Origin of the sequence: Viridibacillus arenosi, assembly GCF_001955655.1 — a bacterium.
In the GTDB taxonomy this organism is placed as follows: Bacteria; Bacillota; Bacilli; order Bacillales_A; family Planococcaceae; genus Viridibacillus; species Viridibacillus arenosi.
Genome location: NZ_MSPW01000007.1, coordinates 1 through 25,390 on the forward strand (window position 1 = coordinate 1; position 25,390 = coordinate 25,390).

Annotated in this window: 20 protein-coding genes; 8 read left to right on the plus strand and 12 right to left on the minus strand. The window is 35.7% G+C overall.

The annotated features are described in order from the left end of the window. Positions 1 to 356: 356 nt before the first annotated feature. The 12 genes from BK137_RS13325 to dnaA all read right to left on the minus strand — a co-directional run bounded on the left by BK137_RS13325 (position 357) and on the right by dnaA (position 16,654). Positions 357 to 1,457 carry an HD-GYP domain-containing protein gene (locus tag BK137_RS13325; RefSeq protein ID WP_038178742.1) on the minus strand — a complete coding sequence of 367 codons (1,101 nt, stop codon included), beginning with the start codon at positions 1,455 to 1,457 and terminating at the stop codon, positions 357 to 359. A gap of 190 nt (positions 1,458 to 1,647) precedes the next feature. Next, positions 1,648 to 3,450, minus strand: coding sequence for an oligopeptide ABC transporter substrate-binding protein (locus tag BK137_RS13330; protein ID WP_038178744.1), 1,803 nt, complete (start codon positions 3,448 to 3,450; stop codon positions 1,648 to 1,650). Between the two features lie 16 nt (positions 3,451 to 3,466). Beyond that, positions 3,467 to 4,378 (minus strand): ABC transporter permease, encoded by a 912-nt coding sequence (locus BK137_RS13335; protein ID WP_038178746.1) that lies wholly within the window; start codon positions 4,376 to 4,378, stop codon positions 3,467 to 3,469. 33 nt (positions 4,379 to 4,411) lie between these two features. Beyond that, positions 4,412 to 5,374, minus strand: a complete 963-nt coding sequence (gene opp4B / locus BK137_RS13340; RefSeq protein ID WP_038178748.1) for an oligopeptide ABC transporter permease — start codon at positions 5,372 to 5,374, stop codon at positions 4,412 to 4,414. 1 nt (position 5,375) lies between these two features. Continuing rightward, a complete protein-coding gene (locus BK137_RS13345) occupies positions 5,376 to 6,323 on the minus strand; it encodes an ATP-binding cassette domain-containing protein (protein ID WP_038178750.1) in 948 nt (315 codons plus the stop codon). Beyond that, positions 6,320 to 7,333, minus strand: a complete 1,014-nt coding sequence (locus tag BK137_RS13350; protein ID WP_038178751.1) for an ABC transporter ATP-binding protein — start codon at positions 7,331 to 7,333, stop codon at positions 6,320 to 6,322. The genes BK137_RS13345 and BK137_RS13350 overlap by 4 nt, the downstream gene beginning before the upstream one ends. 583 nt (positions 7,334 to 7,916) lie before the next feature. Further along, entirely contained in the window at positions 7,917 to 10,448 is a 2,532-nt protein-coding gene (gene gyrA, locus BK137_RS13355; RefSeq protein ID WP_038178753.1) for a DNA gyrase subunit A, read from the minus strand. Positions 10,449 to 10,474: 26 nt separating this feature from the next. Next, positions 10,475 to 12,400, minus strand: a complete 1,926-nt coding sequence (gene gyrB / locus BK137_RS13360) for a DNA topoisomerase (ATP-hydrolyzing) subunit B (protein WP_179078269.1) — start codon at positions 12,398 to 12,400, stop codon at positions 10,475 to 10,477. Between the two features lie 73 nt (positions 12,401 to 12,473). Beyond that, the gene (gene recF, locus BK137_RS13365; RefSeq protein WP_038178755.1) at positions 12,474 to 13,595 is read right to left on the minus strand and encodes a DNA replication/repair protein RecF; all 1,122 of its coding nucleotides are present in this window, start codon (positions 13,593 to 13,595) and stop codon (positions 12,474 to 12,476) included. Position 13,596: 1 nt separating this feature from the next. Next, entirely contained in the window at positions 13,597 to 13,824 is a 228-nt protein-coding gene (gene yaaA, locus BK137_RS13370; protein WP_038179148.1) for a S4 domain-containing protein YaaA, read from the minus strand. Between the two features lie 178 nt (positions 13,825 to 14,002). Further along, positions 14,003 to 15,139 (minus strand): DNA polymerase III subunit beta, encoded by a 1,137-nt coding sequence (gene dnaN / locus BK137_RS13375; RefSeq protein ID WP_038178757.1) that lies wholly within the window; start codon positions 15,137 to 15,139, stop codon positions 14,003 to 14,005. 171 nt (positions 15,140 to 15,310) lie between these two features. Next, complete coding sequence (gene dnaA, locus BK137_RS13380; RefSeq protein WP_038178759.1) at positions 15,311 to 16,654, minus strand: chromosomal replication initiator protein DnaA; 1,344 nt, start codon at positions 16,652 to 16,654, stop codon at positions 15,311 to 15,313. A 556-nt stretch (positions 16,655 to 17,210) separates the two neighbouring features. On the opposite strand from dnaA, the gene rpmH reads away from it, so the two are divergent. From rpmH to noc, 8 genes are all read left to right on the plus strand, one after another. Further along, entirely contained in the window at positions 17,211 to 17,345 is a 135-nt protein-coding gene (gene rpmH, locus BK137_RS13385; RefSeq protein WP_036200974.1) for a 50S ribosomal protein L34, read from the plus strand. A gap of 221 nt (positions 17,346 to 17,566) precedes the next feature. Continuing rightward, the gene (gene rnpA / locus BK137_RS13390) at positions 17,567 to 17,920 is read left to right on the plus strand and encodes a ribonuclease P protein component (protein WP_038178762.1); all 354 of its coding nucleotides are present in this window, start codon (positions 17,567 to 17,569) and stop codon (positions 17,918 to 17,920) included. Positions 17,921 to 17,979: 59 nt separating this feature from the next. Then, positions 17,980 to 18,747 (plus strand): membrane protein insertase YidC, encoded by a 768-nt coding sequence (gene yidC / locus BK137_RS13395; protein ID WP_038178764.1) that lies wholly within the window; start codon positions 17,980 to 17,982, stop codon positions 18,745 to 18,747. After that, positions 18,744 to 19,568: an RNA-binding cell elongation regulator Jag/EloR gene (gene jag, locus BK137_RS13400; protein ID WP_038178766.1), complete on the plus strand. Its 825-nt coding sequence runs from the start codon at positions 18,744 to 18,746 to the stop codon at positions 19,566 to 19,568. Before yidC ends, jag begins: the two co-directional genes overlap by 4 nt. A gap of 593 nt (positions 19,569 to 20,161) precedes the next feature. Then, positions 20,162 to 21,547 (plus strand): tRNA uridine-5-carboxymethylaminomethyl(34) synthesis GTPase MnmE, encoded by a 1,386-nt coding sequence (gene mnmE, locus BK137_RS13405; protein ID WP_038178768.1) that lies wholly within the window; start codon positions 20,162 to 20,164, stop codon positions 21,545 to 21,547. 28 nt (positions 21,548 to 21,575) lie between these two features. Further along, positions 21,576 to 23,474, plus strand: coding sequence for a tRNA uridine-5-carboxymethylaminomethyl(34) synthesis enzyme MnmG (gene mnmG / locus BK137_RS13410; RefSeq protein ID WP_038178770.1), 1,899 nt, complete (start codon positions 21,576 to 21,578; stop codon positions 23,472 to 23,474). Positions 23,475 to 23,516: 42 nt separating this feature from the next. Further along, complete coding sequence (rsmG, locus tag BK137_RS13415; RefSeq protein ID WP_038178771.1) at positions 23,517 to 24,233, plus strand: 16S rRNA (guanine(527)-N(7))-methyltransferase RsmG; 717 nt, start codon at positions 23,517 to 23,519, stop codon at positions 24,231 to 24,233. A 192-nt stretch (positions 24,234 to 24,425) separates the two neighbouring features. After that, entirely contained in the window at positions 24,426 to 25,286 is an 861-nt protein-coding gene (noc, locus tag BK137_RS13420) for a nucleoid occlusion protein (protein WP_038178778.1), read from the plus strand. Positions 25,287 to 25,390: the final 104 nt, after the last annotated feature.

A 25,390-nucleotide genomic window follows, 5' to 3' on the forward strand; every position in this document is an offset into this window, starting at 1 on the left:
TATCTATTTTTGTTTTGATCCACCAACAGAGTTGATGTTCAAAAACATTTATTGATTAACGTCTTGCATGTTCAGTTTTCAAGGTTCATTTTATCGTGTTGTTTTGACGACTTATAAATCTTAACATTTATATCTTCAACTGTCAACCGCTTTTTAAAAAGTTTTATTTGAAAGTAAAGTTATTAAGTTTTGTTAAGTACGTCTTAGCGACAAGTAATATAATATAACACTTTCGATATAACTGTCAACACTTTTTAATAAAAAATGAAATTCTATCCCTAAAATATAAAACTACTTATCTTTCTAAAGAGTTTCTTCCTATAGAACGACTTAATTAAGGGATAGAATTAATAAAGCTATTCGACGATTAATCTTTCGATATATAATATACGATTCCTTGATAAGTCTATAATTTCTGATGTATCTATTAACTTTACAACTGGACGAGTAGGGGTATCCTTATTTACAAAAACAATTGTTGCTAATGCAAAATTAGATAATTCTACTTTTGTTCCTAACGGTAAATCAGCTATACAGCTAAACAATGTGTGGACAACTTCAATATTAAATTTACCGAATTGCGATTCGCGAATCATTTCTAATACTTTAAATGATGATTCCTTTTCTCTGTATACTCGTTCGCATGTCATAGCATGAAAAACATCAGCTACTGCAATAATATGAGAGTACACAGCAATGGAATTACCTTTCTCACCTAATGGATAACCACTACCATCTAATCGCTCATGATGCTGATATATAGCAATTTTCATATCAGATTTTAAAAGAGGAATATCTTTCACTAATTGTGCACTATAAAAGGGATGTTCTTGAATTTCTTTAAGTTCTAGCTCAGTTAAAGCCCCTGCTTTTTCAAGAATCTTTTTATTTACTTTTGCCATACCGCAATCAGCTAAAGCAGCTGCACTGGCAATTTGAATAATATCACCTTTTGTTAAGCCCATCTTATGCGCAATTACAGCCGAGATTAAACTCAGTGCAACTGAATGATGATAAATATAGTTTTTAGAATCTGAAAGTTCATTCAACGAAAAAATAAGTGCACGATCTCTTAATACATAATCTATTAACGGAAGTATAATAGTACGAACCTTTACAATATCAACTTTACTGCCCGCTTGCCATTTAAAAAATTCGGCTTTAAATTCCGCAACACTCTTTCCATATTGGCTAGCAAATGGTGTCATACTTTCTACTACCACTTCATCTTCCTTAACATTATCAGGAACTACCGTAATTTCCTTTTCTTTTTTTTCAATGATTGATGTAGTGAGCACTGGAATTTTTGGAATTTGGAAAGCCTGAAATACAATTAAATGCTCTCTAGTAATTTTAGTATCTTTATATACAATAGGATATTGTGTATTTGCCATTATATCTTCGGCCACAATACTACCCAATCGCAAATCAGCCACTTTCACTAATGTAGCGCTCATATGCACGCACTCCTTTAAAAGATAATTAATTTGTCCTAGTATATATTGTATCTAAAACTTACTTTAATTGTAATATAAATATTCAGTCCTTTTATCAAATTAATTAAATTTTTGTTAGAACAAAAAAACTCCGAGCATTGCACATATAGTGCAGTTGCTCGGAGTTTCTTTAATTTGGTTACATACTTTGTTATTTAATTGGCTCTTCAGCAGTAAGTTCCAATTGGTTTAAATCAGATTCGTTAACCCAGTCTTTATTGTAGTTTTTCACACGTTTGTTAACTGGCATGATTTCTGTGCGGTAGTAAATTGGGAATACTGGCGCTTGTTCAGCCATGTAGACTTGCCAATCCTTAAATGCCTTTGCACGGTATTCTGGATCAATTGCTTCTTCAGAATCAATATTAGCTAGTAATTTATCTAGCTCTGGAGAAGTGAAACGACTATAACTGTAAGATGCATCACGCGCATAAATACCTGATGGAGATGGGTTAGTACCAGTACCCCACGCAGCCATATATACGTCAATATCTTTGTCATCAGCTTTTACTTTATCGTAGAAACTGTTGAATTCGATTAAACGACCTGTTGTTAAAACAACATTTAAACCAGCATCTTTCCAATTTTGCAAGTAAAATTGCATCATAGCTTCATCTTTATCATCGCCAGCCATACCAGCAAGTTTGATTTCAAGTTTTTTACCGTTTTTATCTTCTCGTAATCCATCACCATCAACATCTTTATATCCTGCATCATCTAATAATTTTTTTGCTTTTTCAGGATCATATTTGAATCCTTCTAATGAATCGTCATAGAATGCAGAGAATACTGGTGGAATCAATGAGTTAGAACGTGTACGTAAGCCACCATAATATTCTTCAGCTACTTGCTCAACATCCATTGCATATGCAAATGCTTGGCGTAGACTAACATCTCCCATTTTAGCGTTTGGATCTGTTACGTTTTCACCTTTTTTAGTGTCAAACTTACCAAGTTTAAAACCAACATAAGAGTAAGCCAATTCTTTACGACCTAGTACTGTTAAGTTTTCTAAATCTTTAACTGCATCATAATTCGTTGATCTATACGATGTAGCGATGTCATACTTACCAGCTTTTAGACCTTCTGCAATTTGAGTTGAAGGAACAGTTGTTAAAACAACTTTATCAATTTTAGGTTGGCCATTCCAGTAATGTTCGTTAGCTAAGAATTGTACTGATTCACCATTTACAATTTTATCAAATTTAAATGCACCAAGAGTAACTGGTGTTTTACGGATTTTATCCGATTTGATTAATTCTTTGATTGCTACGTCTTTTAAGTAATGTTTTGGTGCTGCATAGCCCCATAAACCGTCACCACCATTATAAATAGCTGGTGATAATTTTTTGAATGTAATTTCTAAAGTTAAATCATCAATTTTTTTCAAACCTGAGATAGTTTTTGCTTTACCTGCATGGTACTCTGTAGCACCAATAATATTTTTGAAATCCCCATCATAACGAACACCAGTGTAATCTTTGTGACCAATGATCTCATATGGGTAAATAACGTCGTCTATAGTTAAAGGTTCACCATCAGACCATTTTACGCCTTCACGAATTTTAACCGTTACTTTTTTGTTATCAGCGTCTACTTTTAATGAAGCGATACCTTCATCACTGATTAAGAAATCTTCTTTTGTCTTAAAGATTGAATTACTTGCAAAGGCCATAATTTCACTGTCATATGCATCTTCGTATAATTCCGCTGAGAAAATCCCTTTGAACGGTGAATCATTTACAAGAGCGACTTGTAAAGTACCACCTTTGATTGCCTCGTCATTGTTTTCTACAGCTACTGGGAATGCGCTTGTATCTATTTTTTCTTCATCTTTCGGCTTATCCCCGCCACCGCTAGATTCATTTTTCTTGTCTTTGTCTCCGCCACATGCTGCTAAAACTAACACTAAAGCTAATAGCATAGAAACTAAAAACCAATTCTTTTTCTTCATCTTTTTTCCTCCTTTATCATCCTAATCTCTGCCTTGCATCTGCTGAACGACGTAAAGCCTGTCCAACATAATTTATTCCTAACATCAATACTAAAATTAGTAATGCTGCAGGTAACCAAACCCATAACTTCGTAGACAATACTTCGGGATTTGCTGCGTAACTAACAAGAGTTCCTAAACTTGGTGTTGATGGTGGTAAACCGAAGCCAAGGAAGGATAATCCTGTTTCAATGCCGACATTTCCTGCAAAGTTCAATGTCAATTCAACAATAATAAGAGAACTTATATTCGGCATGATTTCTTTGAAAATAATAGTTGAATTACGAGTTCCCATTGTCTTAGAAGCACTAACATAATCTCTTCTGCTTTCTGATAGGGATTTACTACGTATAAGTCTTGCAGTACCTATCCATAAGAAGAGACTCATTATCAATATAAAAGTCGTTACAGTATATTTAGGAATAATTGTAACGAACACGATAATAATCATAGTCGTTGGCAGTGTCAAAAAGAAGTCAATAATACGCATAAATATATTATCGATAAGCCCACCAAAGTAGCCTGTTACTAAACCTATAACAACACCGGCAACTCCAGTGATAATCGTAATAATAATTGCAATTGTAATTGAGTTTCTAGCCCCAATAATTAATTGCCCTAAAATGGATCGCCCACCATGGTCTGCTCCAAGTATAAAGCCGTCACCTGGTTCCGCATATTTACCTCTTATGCTAATACGCATTAATTCCTCTTGATCAATGAAAAATGAGGCTACGTAAATGCCTACAATGATTAACCCTAATAAAATTAAAGAGAACATTGCTAGTTTATCTTTTTTAAACTCCCTTAATATGACTTGGAATCCAGTCGGTGGAGAGCTAATTGTATCTTTTGTCGTGATTGCAGTACTTTCTGTTTGCTGTGTCATCTCTATTCACCTCTCCTTTGTCATTAAGATTCATCATTCTATCCGAATTCTTGGATCAACAATACTCATAATAATATCGGACAGTAGACTACCTAATAATGTTAAGAAGCCGAATAGCATGACAAGCGTTGTAATTACGCTATAATCACGCGATGCAATAGATGAAATAAATAACTGCCCCATCCCCGGGTAGCCAAAGATTGTTTCGATAAATACTGATCCGCCCAATAATCCTGTAATAGTAAATCCGAAGAAGGCAGCGATTGGTAATAATGAGTTTCTAAAAATATGTTTAGTATAAACTTTCGAAATCGGAAGACCTTTACTTCGTGCTGTCTTAACATAATCCATTGATTTCGAATCGATTATTTCCGAACGTAAGTATTGAATTACTCCAGTAGTAGCTAGTAATGCATAAGTGATAGCTGGCAAAAGCATATGATACACTTTGCTCCAGAAATAGCCCCAAGTACCAGGATCGTGAGAAACATCCACCGTTCCGCTAGTTGGGAAAATTGGAATATGATACCCAAACATAAATAAGAAAATCAACGATAATACAAATGTAGGAATCGCATAACTAATAAAGCTATATAAAACAATTCCCTTATCTAACAACGAATCCTGATAGCGTCCAGCCAAAATACCTAACGGAATGGCAATAGCATATAGTAAAACAACACTTAATAACGATAGCCAAAATGTATTTAAAGCACGCTCACCAATAAGTGATGAAACCGCTACTTTAAATGTATAGCTATCACCAAAGTCACCTTGGAAAGCATTTGTAATCCAATTGTAGTATTGGACATACCAAGGATCATAGAATCCAGCTTTTATCCTTAACTCTTCTATTACGTTTGGATCTGTTTCTGGTGTTATTAACCCTGTAAACGGATCACCAGGCATAAACTTCGCCATGACAAAGATAAGTAGACTAAGGACAAATAACTGTGGAATCATAACTAAAAATCGTCTTAATACTGTTTTCCACATTTCAATTGCCTCCTTTTTCTTGCGTATTCATGGCAACCGAATGCGTACTACTTAATTGTTTTAGAGCATAGACTTTGCCATTTTCATCATAATACTTATGTTGTTCCGTTTGATAAAGTGCTTCTACTCCTTGACGCTCTGCTTTGCGTGCAATACGAGTAGAAGGTTCAATATTAGGTATTGCTGATAATAAGCGCTGTGTATATATATGTTGAGGATTTTTATAAACATCCTCACGACGACCAGTTTCAACAAAGCGCCCCTTATACATAATTGAGATATGATCACACATATGTTTTACAACACCTAAATCATGCGAGATAAATAGATAACTCAAGCCATATTCCTGTTGAATATCCTTCATAAAGTTTAATACTTGAGCCTGTACTGATAAATCAAGCGCCGAAACAGGTTCATCTGCAATAATCATTTTTGGATTACAAGCAACTGCTCGTGCAATACCAATACGCTGCTTTTGTCCTCCTGAAAATTCATGCGGATATTTATATTTAGCGTCCTCTGGCATCCCTACAATTGCTAGCAATTCATTAATCCGTTTATTTTCCTCTTGATCACTTAACTTCAAAAAATTCCGAATTGGCTCAGCAATTATATCTTTAATACGTTTTCTTGGATTCATACTAGAATGTGAATCTTGGAAAATCATCTGTATATCTCTGTTATATGGTGAAGTTCTTTCGCGACGTTGATTAGTAACATTTTCTCCTTCATAAATAATGCTACCCGATGTAATTTTCTCAAGTCCGATAATTGCTTTCCCTGTGGTTGATTTACCAGAACCAGATTCACCAACTAGACCATATGTTTTACCTTTTTCAAATTCCATGCTAACACCATCAACTGCATAAACATGATCAACAACTGTATTGAAAAAGCCACCACGAATTGGGTAATGTACACATAAATCTTTTATTTGCATAAAACTCATCTTAGTTGTCCCCCTTCTGCACCTTCGAAATCAAAGTGTTTCCAGCAAGTACATCTTACAAGGTGACCAGGGGAAACTTCATGTAATACTGGGTCTTCCTCATGTGTATCTGCAGCAAGCCACGGAATTCGAGATGAAAAACGGCATCCTTGACGCGGTAAATTTTTAAGTGATGGTACTAAACCTTTAATTACTTGAAGTTTCTCATTTTCGCTATTCATCTGCGGAATTGAGTTAAGTAGTGATCTTGTATAAGGATGCTTAGGGTTATTAAATAACTCCTCTACTGGCGCTTCTTCAATAATTTGACCTGCATACATAACCGCAACACGATCTGCAACTTCTGCAACAACTCCAAGGTCATGTGTAATTAATATAATCCCACTCTTTGTCTCTGCTTGTAATTCTTTCAATAAATCTAGTATTTGTGCTTGAATCGTAACATCCAGCGCAGTTGTTGGCTCATCTGCTACGATAATAGCTGGTTTACAAGCAATGGCAATGGCAATCATGACACGTTGACGCATTCCCCCTGATAATTGGTGTGGAAACTGATTTGCTACTCTTGCAGGATTAGGTATTCCAACTTGATTTAACAGTTCAAGAACACGTTCTGCTCTCTGCTCTTTTGTAAACTTCGTATGGTAAACTAAAGATTCTGAAATCTGTTCACCGATTCGCATTAAAGGATTTAATGCAGATAATGGATCCTGGAATATCATCCCTATATCATTACCACGAATATCATTAAACTTATCTTCTGAAAGTCCCGCAAGGTTTAAATCTTTATAAAGAATCTCACCTGTGACTTTGGTATTGTTTGCAACGTGTAATCCAAGAATGGAAGTAGCAAGTGTACTTTTACCACAACCCGATTCTCCAACAATTGCTAAAATCTCATTTTTATTTAAGTTAATAGAAATATCATCTACAGCATTATAATATGTATCCTTTATTCGAAAACCGGTGTGTAAATTCCTGATGGTTAATAAATTCTCTGAGCTAGCCAAAATGTATCTCCTTTCAAAATCTCGTAATGTAGATAGAATATTAAGAAAATAATAACAGTGTCTTGAGCGAAAATATATACATAAAATTAAATAATATGTAAATTACTTTAAAAAACTCATACAAATGTTATATATTGATTTACATTTTACACACTCATTCCAATTTTAGTCAATCTATTTAATTATTTTTTCTCAATATAGTATAAAAATATGAAAATTCAATCTATTTGTAATGTAAAGCGCTTAACAGCGTCTATTAATCTATTACTTTAAAGTAAGAAAGTATTTAAATAAAATATTTTAATATAATATATAATTTTCTATAGTATTATATTTATTCCTAGAGTGATAACATTTTTTGTCGTTTTTTGTAGAATTATAAATAAAATTTCCTAGAAAAACCCTATAATATTTGGTTTTTTTGTTTATCATGTCACCTCGTCAATTGTTCTTTCCTAAAGTCACAAAAATTACAGTTAATTTCCAATTTTAATTTCACTCTGTCTAATAAAGTTATGAAAATAATAATAAAAAAAGAACCTCGATTAGTTTTAATCGAGGTTCTTCGTATTAATAAATACAATTATTCTGTATCTGTTGGTTCAGAACTTGCATCAGTTTCTTCTACTGTTACTTCTCCTAATCCAGCAGATTCTACATTTTCATCTAACTCTTCATCTTCTTCAGATTCTTTTGCAACTTTTGCAACTGTTGCAACAAGCTCTTCATCGCCTAGACGAATTAGACGTACACCTTGTGTGCTACGTCCTGTTACAGAGATATCATTAATATCCATACGAATCAACATACCGTTAATTGTAATAAGCATTAAGTCTTCTGAACCATCCACTGTTTTCACAGCAGATAAGGGACCGTTCTTATCTGTAATTTGACAAGTTTTAATACCTACACCACCACGAGATTGAATTCTATATTCTTCTTCTGGCGTGCGTTTTCCGTAACCTTTTTCTGTTACAACTAAAATTTCTTGTCCTGGCTCAATCATTTCCATTCCGACAACATAGTCATCATCTTTTAAGCGGATACCACGAACCCCTGCAGCTGTACGCCCCATTGATCGGATGTCTTCTTCATTAAATCGTACAAGCATACCATTACGTGTACCAATGATGATTTCTTTTTTCCCATCTGTAAGACGGACAGAAATTAATTCATCATCTTCACGTAGAGATATAGCTATTAAACCATTGTTACGAATATTAGCAAAGTATGATACAGGAGTACGTTTCGTTACACCAGTACGTGTTGTGAAGATAAAGTAAGCATCATCTTCAAACGAAGGAACGCGTATCATTGCTGTTACTTGTTCATCCTTATCAACACTTAATAAGTTAACAATTGGTAAACCTTTGGCTGTACGACCATACTCAGGGATTTCATAGCCTTTTGCACGGAATGCCTTACCCTTAGATGTAAAGAATACAATTGTATCATGCGTAGACGTATTCATTAGATGTTCAACAAAGTCATCATCATTTGTACCCATCCCTTGAACGCCACGACCTCCACGTTTTTGACTTCGATATGTGTTCGCAGGTAAACGTTTGATATAGCCATTGTGAGTAAGAGTAATAACTGAATTCTCACGAGGAATTAAATCTTCGTCTTCAATCATTTCCATACCGCCAGCAGTGATTTCAGTACGACGTTTATCATTGAAACGTTCTTTCACTTCAAGTAATTCGTCATGAATGATTTTGCGAATTTTACCTTCGTCTGCAAGAATTTCACGTAATTTAGCAATTAAAGCTTGTAATTCTTGATATTCACCTTCAATTTTCTCACGTTCTAAACCTGTTAAGCGTTGTAAACGCATATCTAAAATCGCTTGTGCTTGACGTTCACTTAGGCTGAATTTTTCCATTAGGCCACTTTTTGCTTCGTCACCTGTCTGTGAGCTGCGAATTAAGTGAATAATCTCATCAATATGATCAAGTGCAATACGTAAACCTTCTAAAATATGTGCACGATCTTCAGCTTTTTTCAGTTCGAATTGCGTACGTCTGCGAATTACTACTTTTTGGTGTTCTAAGTAATGATAAAGAGATTCTTTCAAACTCAAAACTTTTGGTTGTCCATCTACTAACGCAAGCATGTTAATACCGAAACTCGACTGCATCGCTGTTTGTTTATATAAGTTATTCAATACAACATTAGAATTTGCATCTTTGCGAATATCGATAGCTACACGCATACCGTTACGGTCAGACTCATCATTAATATTTGTAATACCATCAATTTTCTTATCTCGTACTAACTCTGCAATTTTTTCGATTAATTTCGCTTTATTTACCTGGAAAGGAAGTTCGTGAATAACAATTGTATCTTTCCCATTTGATTTTTGTTCTATTTCAACTTTAGCACGAATAATAATAGAACCACGGCCAGTTTCATAGGCACGGCGGATTCCGCTTCGGCCTAAGATTGTACCACCTGTAGGAAAGTCTGGTCCTGGAATAATTTCCATTAGCTCTTCAGTTGTAATTGCTGGATTATCAGAGATTGCTAAAACACCATCAATAACCTCACCTAATTGATGAGGAGGAATGTTAGTTGCCATACCAACAGCAATACCTGAAGCACCGTTGACAAGTAAGTTTGGATAACGTGCCGGTAACACGATTGGCTCTTTTTCATTGCCATCATAGTTATCTTGGTAATCAATAGTGTCTTTATTAATATCACGCAGCATTTCCATTGCGATTTTAGACATACGGGATTCCGTATAACGCATGGCAGCGGCTCCATCACCATCGACAGAACCGAAGTTACCATGACCATCAACTAACATATATCGATAGCTAAAATCTTGCGCCATACGTACCATTGCATCATAAATAGATGAGTCACCATGAGGATGGTACTTACCCATTACGTCACCAACGATACGTGCGGATTTTTTATATGGCTTATCAGAAGTACTACCTAACTCTTGCATACCGTACAAAATACGACGATGTACTGGTTTTAAACCATCGCGGACATCTGGTAAAGCACGAGAGACGATAACACTCATTGCATAACTTAAAAATGAAGTCTTAATTTCTTTACTTATGTTAATCCCCTTAACACCAGGATTATTAATTTCTGACAAAGTGCTTACCTCCCTTCACTAGCTCGTTAAATATCTAGATTTTTCACGTAAACAGCATTTTCCTCGATAAATTGACGACGCGGTTCTACTTCGTCCCCCATCAATTGTTCAAATGTGCGGTCCGCTTCTATTGCGTCATCTAGTTCAACTTGCAGTAATGTACGATGTTCTGGATCCATTGTCGTATCCCATAATTGCTCAGCATTCATTTCTCCAAGTCCTTTATAACGCTGAATACCTGGCTTTGGTAAATTTGGAAGACGCTCTAAAATTTCTTGAAGTTCTTCATCACTATAGCAATATTCAATATGTTTCCCTTGTTTTACTTGGTACAAAGGGGGCTGTGCAATATAGATATATCCCGCTTCAATTATCGGTCGCAGGAATCGGAAGAAGAATGTTAATAATAGCGTTCGAATATGTGCTCCATCGACGTCTGCATCGGTCATGATAACAATTTTATGATAACGTGCTTTTTTTAGTTCGAAATCTTCGCCGATACCAGTACCTATCGCTGTAATCATTGCTCGAATTTCAGCATTGGATAGAATTCTATCAAGACGTGCTTTTTCAACGTTTAAAATTTTACCACGCAAAGGTAATATTGCCTGGAAATGACGATCACGACCAGACTTAGCAGAACCACCGGCAGAGTCACCCTCTACGATATAAATTTCACTCTCATCAGGATGGCGAGAAGAACAATCAGCTAATTTACCTGGTAAGCTAGAAACTTCTAAAGCGGATTTACGTCGAGTAAATTCACGTGCCTTTTTAGCTGCAACGCGTGCACGAGCCGCCATTAAACCCTTATCAACAATTGTTCTAGAAACTGCAGGATTTTCTAATAAAAATCGCTCAAAACGTTCTGAGAACAATGAGTTTGTAATTGTACTAACTTCAGAGTTACCTAATTTTGTTTTCGTTTGCCCCTCAAATTGAGGATCAGGGTGTTTAATCGATACAATAGCAACTAAACCTTCACGTACATCTTCACCTGAAAGATTCGCATCTGCATCTTTAATTAGATTATTTTTACGCGCATAATCGTTAATAACTCGTGTTAAAGCTGTTTTAAATCCAGATTCATGCGTACCGCCTTCATACGTATTGATATTGTTAGCAAACGAGAAAATATTAGAGGCAAATCCAGCATTATACTGCATAGCAATTTCAACTGAAATGCCATCTTTTTCGCCCTTTAAATCAATTGCTTCATGAAGAGGTTCTTTCTTTTCGTTAATATGTTCAACATACGATTTAATACCACCTTCATAGTGGTATGTATTTGAACGTACTTCTTCACCACGTTCATCAGCAATCGTAATACTAATACCACGATTTAAGTAAGCTAGCTCGCGTATACGGTGCGCTAATATATCAAATTCATAAACTGTTGTTTCTTTGAAAATTTCAGGATCAGCTTTAAAGCGTGTTGTTGTTCCTGTTTCTTCAGATTCGCCAATAACTTGAAGTGGCTGATCTGTTTTACCACGACTAAAACTCAAGAAATGTATATGACCATCACGTTTTACATACACTTCAGTTGAAACTGATAATGCGTTTACTACAGATGCACCAACACCATGTAAACCACCAGATACTTTGTATCCGCCACCACCAAATTTACCTCCGGCATGTAGCACTGTCATGATAACTTCAACAGCTGGTTTTCCCATTTTTTCTTGATTGCTTACAGGTATACCACGGCCATTATCGTCAACACGAATCCAGTTATCTTTTTCGATTGTTACTTTAATTTCATCACAATATCCAGCTAAGGCTTCATCGATACTGTTATCTACAATCTCCCACACCAAATGGTGAAGACCTTTAGAACTTGTAGTACCAATATACATACCCGGGCGTTTACGAACTGCTTCTAAACCTTCTAATACTTGTATCTGATCTGCATCATATGCAGCAGGCTGTTTATTTTCTTCCATTGCCATTTGTTCCACCTACTCTTTCATGACATCAGTATGCGTTTTAAATTATTTTACTAACCACTGACCTGTATTAATACTAGGTTTCTTCTACCTCAACAGAACCTTGTTTCACATGAAACATTGCTGCTTCTCGGATTGTATCATGGTCAATTCCTTCAACACTTGTTGTTGTCACAAAGGTCTGAACTTCACCTTGAATAGTATTCAGTAAGTGTGACTGACGGTAATCATCTAACTCTGAAAGAACATCATCTAGTAACAAAATTGGCGCTTCCCCAACTTCTTGTTTAATAAGTTCAATTTCAGCTAATTTGAGTGATAGAGCCGTCGTACGTTGCTGACCTTGAGATCCATATGTTTGTACATCATAGTCATTCACAAGAAACTGCAAATCATCTCTATGTGGTCCAATTAATGTGACACCGCGTTCAAGCTCTCGTGGCAAGGCATCTTGTAACTTCTTCTCTAAGAAATTCGCCATTTCAGCAGTTGTCCAATGCGGGTCCATACCACTTACTGGACGATAACGAATTTGTAATCTCTCTAAATTTCGAGAGATACCAAAATGAATTGGTTCTGCCCACTCCTGGAGTAAATCCATAAATTGAAATCTTTTATGAATAACTTTTACTGCAGCTTGAATATATTGTTCGGTATATACTTCAAACATTACATCTTGCAATGCCGATTTTCCTTGGTTTTTTTTCAATAAGTGATTCCGTTGCTTTAATAGCTTTTGAAATGTTAATAGATCATGTAAATATACTGGAGAAATTTGCCCGATTTCCATATCGAGAAAACGTCTTCTGATTTGGGGACTGCCTTTTACTACAGTTAAATCTTCCGGGGCAAACATCACGACATTCATCTGTCCAATATAATCACTTAAACGGCTTTGTTCTAAATGGTTAACCCTTGCTTTTTTTCCTTTTTTAGAAAGGGTTAATTCCAAAGGTAGATGACCATATTTTTTTTGAACGTCACCTTCTATTTTACCATAATCTTCGCTCCACCGTATCAATTCTTTCTCATTCGAGGTACGATGCGATTTTGCCATCGATAAAACATATATAGATTCCATAACATTTGTTTTTCCTTGTGCATTTTCTCCTAAGAAAACATTGATTTTCGGAGAAAATGACAAGTCTAACGATTCATAATTACGGTAATTCGTCAGCTTTAACCGATCTATATACATGTTATTCTCCGTTCGTTGGACCAGTTATCTGAAATCTCCCTGTCCCAGGAATGTTCACAGTATCGCCAACATATAATTTACGTCCACGGCGATTATCTACTTCCCCGTTTACATAGACATCATTCTCTTGCAAGAACCATTTAGCCATTCCACCTGAGCTAATAGCATCTGTTATTTTTAATAATTGGCCAAGCGTTACAAATTCAGTATCAATAGCAATTTCATTCACAGTTAATTTCATCCTCTTCTATTTTTCTCTATCCCTATATTTTACCGAACTTTTGTTCATAAGTAAAAAGGATAGTCATCGAAACGACTATCCTTTAGTAAAATCAGTTATTTATGACCAGGTCATAAATAATCTTGGGAAATAATTTGCGTCTATCGTTATATCGAAATAGTTATTTTTAGTAAGTACGAACAGGTAAAATCAATTGTAATATAGCATCGTCATGTACAGAGCGAATAATAAATGGTCTCATAGCACCTGTAAATTGAATAACAACATCTTGGCCATCAATTGCTTTTAATGCATCCATCATATATTTTGCACTGAAAGAAATTTTCAATTCTTCCCCTACAAGTGAACTAACTTGAATTTGTTCTTCTACTTTTCCTACCTCAGGTGAATTCGAAGAAATTTCAATCGTGTCATCTTGCATAGTTGTAAAACGTACTACATTGTTACGATCTTCACGTGCAAGTAAAGAAGCACGGTCAATGGCTTGAAGTAAAGAGCGACCATTTACAGTCACATCTGTTTTATATTCTTCAGGAATTAGACGAGATGTATCAGGATAATTCCCTTCTAGTAAGCGTGAGAAGAATAAAACATCATTTGTTTTGAATAAAACTTGTTGGTTTGTCATAACAATATCTACAGGAGTAGTTGCATCGTTCAATATTTTACTTAATTCAGTCAAACTTTTTCCAGGTACAACAACACTAGATTGTTCACTTGGTAAATGTTCTAAAGTAACTTTACGACGAGCAAGACGATGGCTATCAGTTGCAACACATACAAGCTCTCCGTCTTTAATTTGCCAATGAACACCTGTTAATACTGGACGACTTTCACTTGTTGATACTGCAAATACTGTTTCGCGAATAATTGATTTTAATAGATCAGCAGGAACAGTAAATTGATTATCTTCACTCAACTCTGGTAATAAAGGATATTCAGTTGAATCTAAACCAATTAGGTGAAAGTCAGATTTACCTGAACGAATACGTGTTTGGAATTTTTCTGATACTTCAAATTCAACGTCATTAGTAGGTAACTTACGTACAATCTCATTGAACATTTTTGCTTGCAACACAATTGAACCTGGTTTTTCAACATTGATTAATTGTTCGCCATTTTCTTCAACAGGTATATACGTTTGGATTGTAATATCTGCATCACTACCAGTTAAACGCATTCCTTCTTCGCTTACATCAATTTTTATTCCTGTCAAAATAGGGATTGTTGTTTTTGAACTAACTGCCTTCATGACATCATTTAGTCCATCCAATAAACGATCTCGCATGATATCAAATTTCATAAAATTATACCTCACTTATATATATTATTATTTATTAAAAGATTAATAGATATAGTAGTAGGGCCTGTGGATTTGTGGATAAGTCCAATTTAACGAATAAAATCAGCCTATCCGTGTGTAGACAGGCTGTGTATAAGTATGTTGTTAACTTTCCGGGTTATCCACAGGTTTTTACTTACCTAGCATACTCTTTATCTGTTTAATATCTTGCTGTAATTTCTGATCTTCTTTAAACATGGTTGAGATTTTCTCATGTGCATGGATGACCGTTGTATGATCACGACCACCAAATTCTTCACCAATTTTAGGTAATGAAAAATCGGTCAACTCGCGTGATAAATACATAGCAATTTGACGTGGAAATGCAATTGATTTTGTACGTTTTTTTGCAGTAAAATCTTCTAATTTCACATGAAAGTGTTCTCCAACAGCCTTTTGAATATCTAAAATTGTTACCATTCTAGGTACGGAGTTAGGAATAATATCCTTTAATGCTTGTGCAGCTAATTCAGCCGTAATATCTTGATTTACAAGCGATGAGTAAGCAACTACGCGGATTAAAGCACCTTCTAATTCACGAATATTAGAGTCAATTTGGTTTGCAATATATAGCATAACCTCATTTGGAATATCTAATCCATCAGCCTTTGCTTTTTTTCGTAATATTGCAATTCTCGTTTCTAAATCAGGTGGAGCGATATCCGTTATTAGACCCCATTCAAAGCGTGAGCGTAAGCGGTCTTCCAAAGTTGGAATCTCTTTTGGAGGTCGATCACTAGAGATAACTATTTGTTTCGATTCTTCGTGCAAAGTATTAAATGTATGGAAAAATTCTTCCTGAGTTGATTCTTTTCCAGCTAGGAATTGAATATCATCAATTAGTAGGACATCTACACTGCGATACTTATTACGAAATTCTACAGCTTTGTTGTCGCGGATAGAGTTAATGAACTCATTTGTAAATTTTTCAGATGACAAATAAACCACCTTAGCATTAGGGTTATGTTCCAATACATAGTGGCCAATTGCGTGCATTAAATGGGTTTTTCCTAAACCTACTCCCCCATATATAAATAATGGGTTATATGCTTTTGCTGGTGCTTCTGCAACGGCTAGCGAAGCAGCATGTGCGAAGCGGTTACCAGATCCAATAACGAATGTATCAAATGTGTTTTTTAAGTTCAGCATACCAGGAGAGAAATCTGGACGATCATCTTGTTTTTCTTGAACACGTGGCGATGGAATATCAAAATCATCAAAGCCTGGGTCTTGTTGAACCACAAAACGGATATGCAAATCTTTTCCTGTTAATTCTGCCAAAATAGAAGCAATTAGCTGTACATAGTGATTTTCCAACCATTCACGCCCAAATGAATTTGGCGCTGCAATAGTTACGGTATCACCCTTGTATGAAAGTAGCTTCGTGGATTTAAGCCAAGTTTCAAAGCTTGGTTTTGAGATCTTTTGTTTAACTTGTGAGAGCACTTTGTCCCATAACTCTTCTAAATGTTCCAAGCTTCTTTCTCCTTTACATAAATATCTCTATTGAATATTTGGTTATAAATGCGGTTAAAATATGTTTATAAATGAACTATACATGATAGATACTCACAATAAAAACAAGCTGTGGATAAATGTTATTCTTAGGTGGTGGATAAAACTATCCACACATTATCAACAATTGTGGATAACATTTTGCATACACAAATTTATTTACAGAGTAAAACACAATAATCTTATCAAAAAAAACCAGGCAGTTCAAGATTTTTTCGAAGTTATCCACAAATTGCATAAATATACACAACGAACTTATCCACAACAAGTGAATTTGTGTAGAACCTGTCTATAAGTCTTGTGGATAATTTTGAGGGTGTAAAAAAGTGTCCACACTAGTTTTTGAGAGTGAGATAGTAGATTGTGGATAACTTACTAATAAAAAAACGCTGCTAACTGGATCGCGATAAAATGTATTTTCTAAATAAGCATTGACAGAATGACTGGAATTTATATATAATATGCAAGACTGTCTGTAGTATTTTTTATAATAGACTTTCCAGGAGGTGTCATATAAATGAAACGCACATACCAACCGAAAAAACGTAAACATAGTAAAGTACATGGCTTCCGCGCACGTATGAGTTCTAAAAATGGTCGTAGAGTACTTGCTGCACGTCGCCGTAAAGGAAGAAAAGTATTATCAGCATAAGTCCACTGACCAACATCAGTGGTCTTTTTTTTCTTTATGGAGAAATTAGTGTTTAGTATTGTTGGTTTTTCTCCAAAACGGCCAAACTATTATGGTCAACTCCTTTTGCAAAGCTTTAAGAGGTAGGTCGTAAAAATATATCGTTTTGGAGGGAATCAACGATCAGTGTAATTGAAACCTTCATATAGAGAAGAAAGAACAATGAATAAGCAGGTGCAAAGATGAAAAAACGCCGCAGAATTAAAAAGAATGAAGATTTTCAAAAAGTATTTCGTAAAGGCAAGTCATTTGCGAATCGTCAATTTGTTGTCTACTGTTTACCAAAAGAAGGACAAGAAGAATTTCGCATTGGGCTATCCATTAATAAGAAAATAGGTAAGGCAGTCACTAGAAATCAAATCAAACGTTATATCCGTCAGAGTTTCTTCGAATTACAAGATGATTTGAGAAATGATATGGAATACGTGATCATCGCCAGACATCCGGCGGCCACTATAGATTTTCATGAAACGAAAAAGAGTTTACAGCATGTTTTAAAAATTGCGAAGGTTTTAAAAAGAAGTAGTAGAGAGTAATAGAAGGTGCATGATAAAATAGCTGATAGAAAATGAAAGTTATTTTAGGGGGATGAAGATTGAAGAAAAAACTTTGGATCATTCTCGCGCTTACTTCAATAACATTATTATTAACTGGGTGTACAGAATATAACCAACCAATTTATAGTGACACTGAAGGTTTTTGGAGCAAATATATCGTTTGGCCATTCGTAGCTTTCATAACGCTATTTAAAGGATTACTGGGTACGTATGCTTGGGGAATAGTTTGTGTAACAATCATTATTCGCTTAGCTATTTTACCGTTAATGATTAAACAGACAAAAAGTGCGAAGAAAATGCAAGAATTACAGCCTAAATTGGCGAAGTTAAAAGAGAAATACAGCTCCAAAGATGCAGTAACTCAGAAAAAGTATCAAGAAGAAATGATGAAATTAATGAGCGAATCTGGTGCTAATCCAGCAGCTGGATGCTTACCAGTGCTGATTCAAATGCCAATTCTAGTTGGTTTCTATCACGCAATTAGTCGTATGAACTCGACACCAGAAATTAACTTGGGCGACTTTTTCATGTTCCCATTAGCAGAATCGAGTATTGTACTCGCTGTTCTAGCAGGTATCATGCAGTTTATTGTTCTACGTACTGGCCCAGCGATGGATAATCCTCAAATGCGAATTATGATGTACATCATGCCATTTATGATTATTGGATTAGGTAGTTATTTACCTGCCGCTTTATCTCTTTACTGGGTAATTGGTAATATTATTACATTCATACAAAATCTTGTTATGTATAAGCCGTGGAACAAAACAACAAAACCTGCAAAAACAGGAGGGGCCAAAAAGTGAAACAGATTACGCAAATGGGAGCAACCGTAGAAGAAGCGATCTCTATAGCGTTAAAAGAGCTTGACCTTACCCGAGAGCAAGTAGATATTGAAATACTTCAAGAAGGTAAAAAGGGTTTTTTAGGTTTTGGTTCACGTAAAGCAAATGTACGCGTAACTGAAAAACAACTTGAGAAATCGGATCAAGAGCAACAATCTGTGCAACAGGCAATGGTAGAAGTGAGTGAAATTGAATCATCAGAAGCAGTAGCGCTTATTTCGAAAAGTGAAGTAGAAAATATACAAGAATCGACAACTGAAAACTTACAAGAACTATCACCTTTGGAAGTTGAAGAAAATGAATTAATAGATGAGAAACGTAACGATAACACAGTAGCTATTGAGCATGCAGTCACTTATTTAACAGATATAGCTAAGCAGTTAGATATCAATGACTTAACTATCGGTGTTGAAGAAAAGGGTAAAATTATTAATATTAGTTTAGAGAGCAAGAAGGCAGCATTACTAATTGGTAAACGTGGCCAAACGCTAAACTCCCTACAAGAATTGACACAATTAGTTGTTCATCAATACGCAAAGCGATTCGTCTTAGTAAAATTAGACGTAGAAAATTATCGCAAGCGTCGCCAAGAATCATTGGAACAGCTAGCAAATCGTATGGCAGATAAGGCCGTTCATACAGGGAAAAAGATTGAGTTAGAGCCAATGCCTTCGAATGAGCGAAAAATTATCCATCATATTCTTGCCAATCGAATTGATATCGAGACGTATTCCGTTGGATCGGATACCAAACGCTATTTAGTTATTGAACCAATTCGATAAATGAAATATTCTGTTAAAGCCCAGCTCATTTTAAATGAGCTGGGCTTTTGTTTGTTTTAATGGATAATTTTAGTTGGTTAGCCTTTATCCATTTGATAAATAATAAATTTACGAATGAAAAATGGTTGTTTTTTCATTAAATAGAGCTATCTAGCTTCAGGAGCTAATGTTTGGGGAGTTTCGCAGTTAAACGAGCACCCTAAGCTAACAGGACGTTGGTATTGGAACCGTTATGACACGACGTGGCGAACTTAGGTGGCTATCCTCAATTCTCAAAAAAAGTTGGAAAGTTTTTTGATTAGAAGATTCAAGTACTTGTAGAGCTTAACGAGTGCCTGTAGCATTCAAAAAAAGTAATACGGCTTTAGGTGCTAGCTACTTGGGGCTTTTTAACGGAAGGGTAAATTCAAAGAGCGATTTTGGCTTCCGCCTACCAATGACCTTGTCGCTAAGCGGACGCCTTCTGCATTTAAAAAAAGTTGTCCACAATTCTACTTTTCGAGCTTTTATGCTATTATTGTATGTTAGAGAGTTAGTTCGTTTTCAGGTTATCCACATGTGGATAATTTTTAATTTTTTAGGAGGTATTATCTATGGAGTTCGATACAATTGCGGCTATCTCAACGCCAATGGGTGAAGGGGCAATTGCCATTGTCCGTTTGAGTGGAGATGATGCTGTTGCCATTGCAGATCGTGTGTTTCATGCACCGAATCGGAAAAAGTTATCCACACAGCCGTCACATACTATTCATTATGGACATTTAAAGGAGCCTGAATCAGGTGAGGTAGTAGAGGAAGTTATGCTATCGATGATGAAAGGACCAAAAACATTTACACGTGAAGATGTAGTAGAAATTAACTGTCATGGTGGAATAGTTTCAGTGAATCGAGTACTGCAATTAGTATTGAAGAATGGTGCGCGATTAGCTGAGCCTGGTGAATTTACAAAGAGAGCATTCTTAAATGGCCGAATCGATTTATCCCAAGCAGAAGCTGTAATGGATTTGATTCGTGCAAAAACAGACCGTGCGATGAATGTAGCGCTTGGTCAAATGGACGGGAAATTATCACGATTAATCGGTGAACTTAGACAAGCACTATTAGAAACTTTAGCGCAAGTAGAAGTGAACATAGATTATCCAGAATATGACGATGTTGAAGAAATGACAATTCCACTTATGCTCGAAAAGTCTACATGGGTAATGAAAGAAATCGAGAAACTTTTACAAACATCTTCTCAGGGCAAAATTTTGCGTGAGGGCCTTTCAACTGTTATACTAGGTCGTCCGAATGTCGGCAAATCATCACTATTAAATAGCCTTGTACAAGAAAATAAAGCAATCGTTACAGACGTTGCTGGTACAACGCGTGATATTATAGAAGAGTACGTAAATGTAAGAGGTGTTCCATTACGGTTGGTCGATACTGCAGGTATTCGCGAGACCGAGGATATCGTTGAGCGCATCGGTGTTGAACGCTCTAGGCAAGTATTGAAAGAAGCAGATTTAATTCTGCTGGTTGTGAATTATGGAGATGAACTTACTGAGGAAGATGAACGTCTTTTCGAAACGATTCAAAATATGGACTATATAGTCGTTGTTAATAAAACAGATTTGTCACAACAGATCGACTTAGCTCGTGTACAAGCATTAGCGGGCAATCGCAAAGTGGTGACAACATCACTACTTAAAGAAGAAGGTGTCACAGAGCTTGAGGAAGCAATTGCGGCATTATTCTTTGAAGGATCATTGGAAGCTGGAGATATGACATATGTATCAAATGCACGGCATATCGCTTTACTACACCAAGCGCATTCAACGATTAAGGATGCTATTGAAGCAGCTCACGCGGGTGTACCTGTCGATATGATTCAAATCGATGTCACTAGAACATGGGAACTTCTTGGTGAAATTATTGGAGATACCGTGCAAGAAAGCTTAATCAATCAGCTATTTTCACAATTCTGTTTAGGGAAATAAACTTAAATATAGAAAGGAAGTAACGAGCATGCCAACAAAATTTGAAGCAGGCACGTTCGATGTGATTGTAATTGGAGCAGGTCATGCAGGAGTAGAAGCTGCATATGCTGCGTCAAGAATGGGTGCAAAAACACTTATGTTAACAATCAATCTTGATATGATCGCCTTTATGCCATGTAATCCTTCAGTAGGTGGCCCGGCTAAAGGGATTGTTGTACGCGAAATTGACGCATTAGGCGGTGCGATGAGTAAAATTATCGATAAAACACATATCCAAATGCGTATGTTAAATACAGGTAAAGGTCCTGCAGTACGTGCTCTACGCGCACAAGCAGATAAAGTACTTTACCAACAAGAAATGAAAAAGTTACTAGAAGACGAAGAAAATCTTACAATTCACCAAGCAATGGTAGATGAATTAATCGTTGAAGATGGTGAAGTAAAAGGTATCGTTACGCAAGTTGGTGCTGTTTATCATGCAAAAACAGTTATTGTTACAACAGGTACATTCCTACGTGGTGAAATCATTATTGGTGACTTGAAGTATTCAAGTGGTCCAAATAACCAACAGCCATCTATTAAATTAGCAGATAATCTAAAAGAACTTGGCTTTGAGTTAGTACGCTTTAAAACAGGTACACCACCACGTGTTAACAGCAAAACAATTGATTACAGTAAAACTGAAATTCAGCCTGGTGATACAGAGCCTCGTGCATTTAGTTATGAAACGACTGAATATATTACAGATCAACTACCATGTTGGCTGACATATACAAGTGAAGAAACACATGAAATCATTAATGATAATCTTCATTTATCTCCAATGTATTCAGGGATGATTAAAGGTACGGGCCCACGTTATTGCCCATCGATTGAAGATAAGGTTGTTCGTTTTAGTGATAAGCCTCGTCATCAATTATTCTTAGAACCAGAAGGTCGTAATACACGTGAAGTGTATGTTCAAGGGTTATCAACAAGCTTACCTGAACATGTACAACGCAAACTGTTGGAATCGGTGCCAGGTCTAGAAAAGGCAGAAATGATGAGAGCAGGTTACGCAATCGAATACGATGCAATTGTGCCAACACAATTATGGCCAACACTAGAAACTAAACGCATTGCAAACTTATATACAGCTGGACAAATTAACGGTACTTCAGGTTATGAAGAAGCTGCTGGACAAGGTCTAATGGCTGGAATTAACGCTGCTGCTAAAGCGCTTAGTAAAGAAGAGATGATTCTAGGACGTGCAGATGCATATATAGGTGTGTTAATCGATGACCTTGTAACAAAAGGAACAAACGAACCATATCGTCTATTAACATCTCGTGCAGAATACCGATTATTACTACGTCATGACAATGCGGATATGCGTTTATCTGATCGTGCTTATGAAGCAGGTTTAATTACTCAAGAACGTTATGATAGATTTAATATAAAACGTCAAAAAGTAGACAATGAAATTAAACGTCTTCGTGATACAATTTTAAAACCGGATGCTAAAACACAAGGTTTATTACGTGATTTAGGTAGTAGTGAATTAAAAGATGGTATCCGTGCAGCTGATCTATTAAAACGACCAGAAATGACGTATGAATTATTGTCAACATTAACTGAGTCACCTGTTGAGTTATCAACAGAGGAAAAAGAGCAAATCGAAATTCAGGTAAAATATGAAGGTTATATTGAAAAAGCACTTCAACAAGTAGATAAGCTTAAAAAAATGGAAGACAAAAAAATTCCGGAGAACATTGATTATGAAGCAATTTCAGGAATTGCAACTGAAGCAAAACAAAAATTAAAACAAGTAAGACCACTATCTGTTGCGCAGGCATCACGTATTTCGGGTGTAAACCCGGCTGACATTTCAATTTTACTAGTGTATATTGAACATGGTAGAATAGCGAAATTAGCGAGCAACGATTAATATGATAAAACCAACAGTGGCACTACATGGAAGGGGAAAATCATGAACGAAGAACAGTTTGTGCAGGCTTTAAAAGAACAAGGAATTGAGTTATCAGAGGGACAGTTAAAACAATTTCATACTTATTTTGAACTATTAGTTGAATGGAATGAGAAAATGAACTTAACTGCAATTACTGACCAGCCATCTGTTTATTTAAAGCATTTCTACGATTCTATTAGTGCTACTTTTTATATGGATTTCGATAAAGTGCAATCGATATGTGATGTAGGAGCAGGTGCAGGTTTTCCGAGTATTCCGATTAAAATCTGTTTCCCACATTTACAAGTGACAATTGTAGATTCATTAAATAAACGTATTCAATTTTTAACACATTTAAGTGAACAGCTAAATTTAGATCATGTGGAATTTGTTCATTCACGTGCAGAGGATTTTGGTCAAAATCCGAAATATAGAGAACAATTTGATCTTGTGACAGCTCGTGCAGTCGCTAGATTATCAGTACTTTCTGAGTTATGTATACCGCTTGTGAAAACAAACGGCCATTTTGTTGCGATGAAAGCAGCAAGTGGTGATGAAGAGATGAAGGATGCAAAAAAGGCATTAACAGTATTAGGTGCTAAATTAGTAGATAGCTATTCATTCTTATTACCAATAGAAGATAGTGAACGTTCTATTTTTATTTTTAATAAAACAAAAAATACACCGAAGAAGTATCCACGTAAGCCAGGTGTACCAAACAAATCACCAATCCAATAATTGTTTCGTTCCACGTGAAACATAAAAGGGTTCTTACGTTTTTTATAGAAAATAACTATAATGATATGTAGAAGTTACTTATTGCACAATGATAGTCAAAATATAAATAGTTCTCTCCACCTTCTAACGGGCTTTTACCTATGATATTAGATGGAGAATGCTTGGAAATATCGTTAAAGGTGGTGCCAAGGGATGAAAAGTACTTTTTCACGTTTTTTTGGAAGTGGTGAGAAAGTAGAACACGACTCGAAAAATGAGGTAGAAAGTGCGGAATCGGTTGTTAAACTCCTTATTGATGAGATCCAGCCGAATCGTTATCAGCCACGTACAATTTTCGATGATTCGAAGATTGAAGAGCTTGCACGAACAATCCGTACACACGGTGTAATTCAACCAATCGTCGTTCGAAAAATGGAAGAAGGTCATTACGAAATAATTGCCGGTGAGCGTCGTTATCGCGCGATGAAAATGCTAGAGTGGACAGAAGTGCCCGCAATCGTCCGTGAAATGAATGACAAAGAAACAGCTTCAGTGGCGTTAATTGAAAACTTACAACGTGAAGAACTTACATCAATTGAGGAAGCACAGGCTTACCTAAAATTATTAGAACTTCATGGTTTAACACAAGAAGCACTTGCCCAAAGACTTGGTAAAGGTCAGTCAACAATAGCTAATAAAATCCGCTTATTAAAGTTACCTGAAGAAATCCAAATGGCTATTTTAAAAAGGGAAATTTCAGAACGTCACGCACGTGCTTTGGTACCTGTTAAAGATAAGGAATTACAATTAGCGTTGTTACAAGAAATAATCGACAATGATTATAATGTACGACAGTTAGAGCAAAGAATTGATGGAATTCTAAATCCTGCTGAAAAGCCAAAGAAAAATAAACCAACCCGTAAAGCAATTAGTAAAGACATTCGTATTGCATTAAATACCATTCGACAATCACTTACGATGGTTACAAAAACAGGTATTAATGTAGAAGCCGAAGAAGAAGAACATGATGAGTTTTATCAAATCACTGTGAAGATACCGAAAAAGAAATCATAATTTCATCTATTTTAAACTCTTGTCTAGTATTTAAGACAAGAGTTTTTTTATATATATTTCTTTTATAATAAGAGCCTATTGTACTTTTTTTTGATAGAATGAAA

Excerpts from the sequence above, each read along its gene's own strand:
- BK137_RS13325 (WP_038178742.1), bottom strand. The coding sequence starts at position 1,457 with ATGAGCGCTACATTAGTGAAAGTGGCTGATTTGCGATTGGGTAGTATT.
- BK137_RS13330 (WP_038178744.1), bottom strand. The coding sequence starts at position 3,450 with ATGAAGAAAAAGAATTGGTTTTTAGTTTCTATGCTATTAGCTTTAGTG.
- BK137_RS13335 (WP_038178746.1), bottom strand. The coding sequence starts at position 4,378 with ATGACACAGCAAACAGAAAGTACTGCAATCACGACAAAAGATACAATT.
- opp4B (WP_038178748.1), bottom strand. The coding sequence starts at position 5,374 with ATGTGGAAAACAGTATTAAGACGATTTTTAGTTATGATTCCACAGTTA.
- BK137_RS13345 (WP_038178750.1), bottom strand. The coding sequence starts at position 6,323 with ATGAGTTTTATGCAAATAAAAGATTTATGTGTACATTACCCAATTCGT.
- gyrB (WP_179078269.1), bottom strand. The coding sequence starts at position 12,400 with ATGGCAATGGAAGAAAATAAACAGCCTGCTGCATATGATGCAGATCAG.
- recF (WP_038178755.1), bottom strand. The coding sequence starts at position 13,595 with ATGTATATAGATCGGTTAAAGCTGACGAATTACCGTAATTATGAATCG.
- dnaN (WP_038178757.1), bottom strand. The coding sequence starts at position 15,139 with ATGAAATTTGATATCATGCGAGATCGTTTATTGGATGGACTAAATGAT.
- rpmH (WP_036200974.1), top strand. The coding sequence starts at position 17,211 with ATGAAACGCACATACCAACCGAAAAAACGTAAACATAGTAAAGTACAT.
- rnpA (WP_038178762.1), top strand. The coding sequence starts at position 17,567 with ATGAAAAAACGCCGCAGAATTAAAAAGAATGAAGATTTTCAAAAAGTA.
- mnmE (WP_038178768.1), top strand. The coding sequence starts at position 20,162 with ATGGAGTTCGATACAATTGCGGCTATCTCAACGCCAATGGGTGAAGGG.
- mnmG (WP_038178770.1), top strand. The coding sequence starts at position 21,576 with ATGCCAACAAAATTTGAAGCAGGCACGTTCGATGTGATTGTAATTGGA.
- rsmG (WP_038178771.1), top strand. The coding sequence starts at position 23,517 with ATGAACGAAGAACAGTTTGTGCAGGCTTTAAAAGAACAAGGAATTGAG.
- noc (WP_038178778.1), top strand. The coding sequence starts at position 24,426 with ATGAAAAGTACTTTTTCACGTTTTTTTGGAAGTGGTGAGAAAGTAGAA.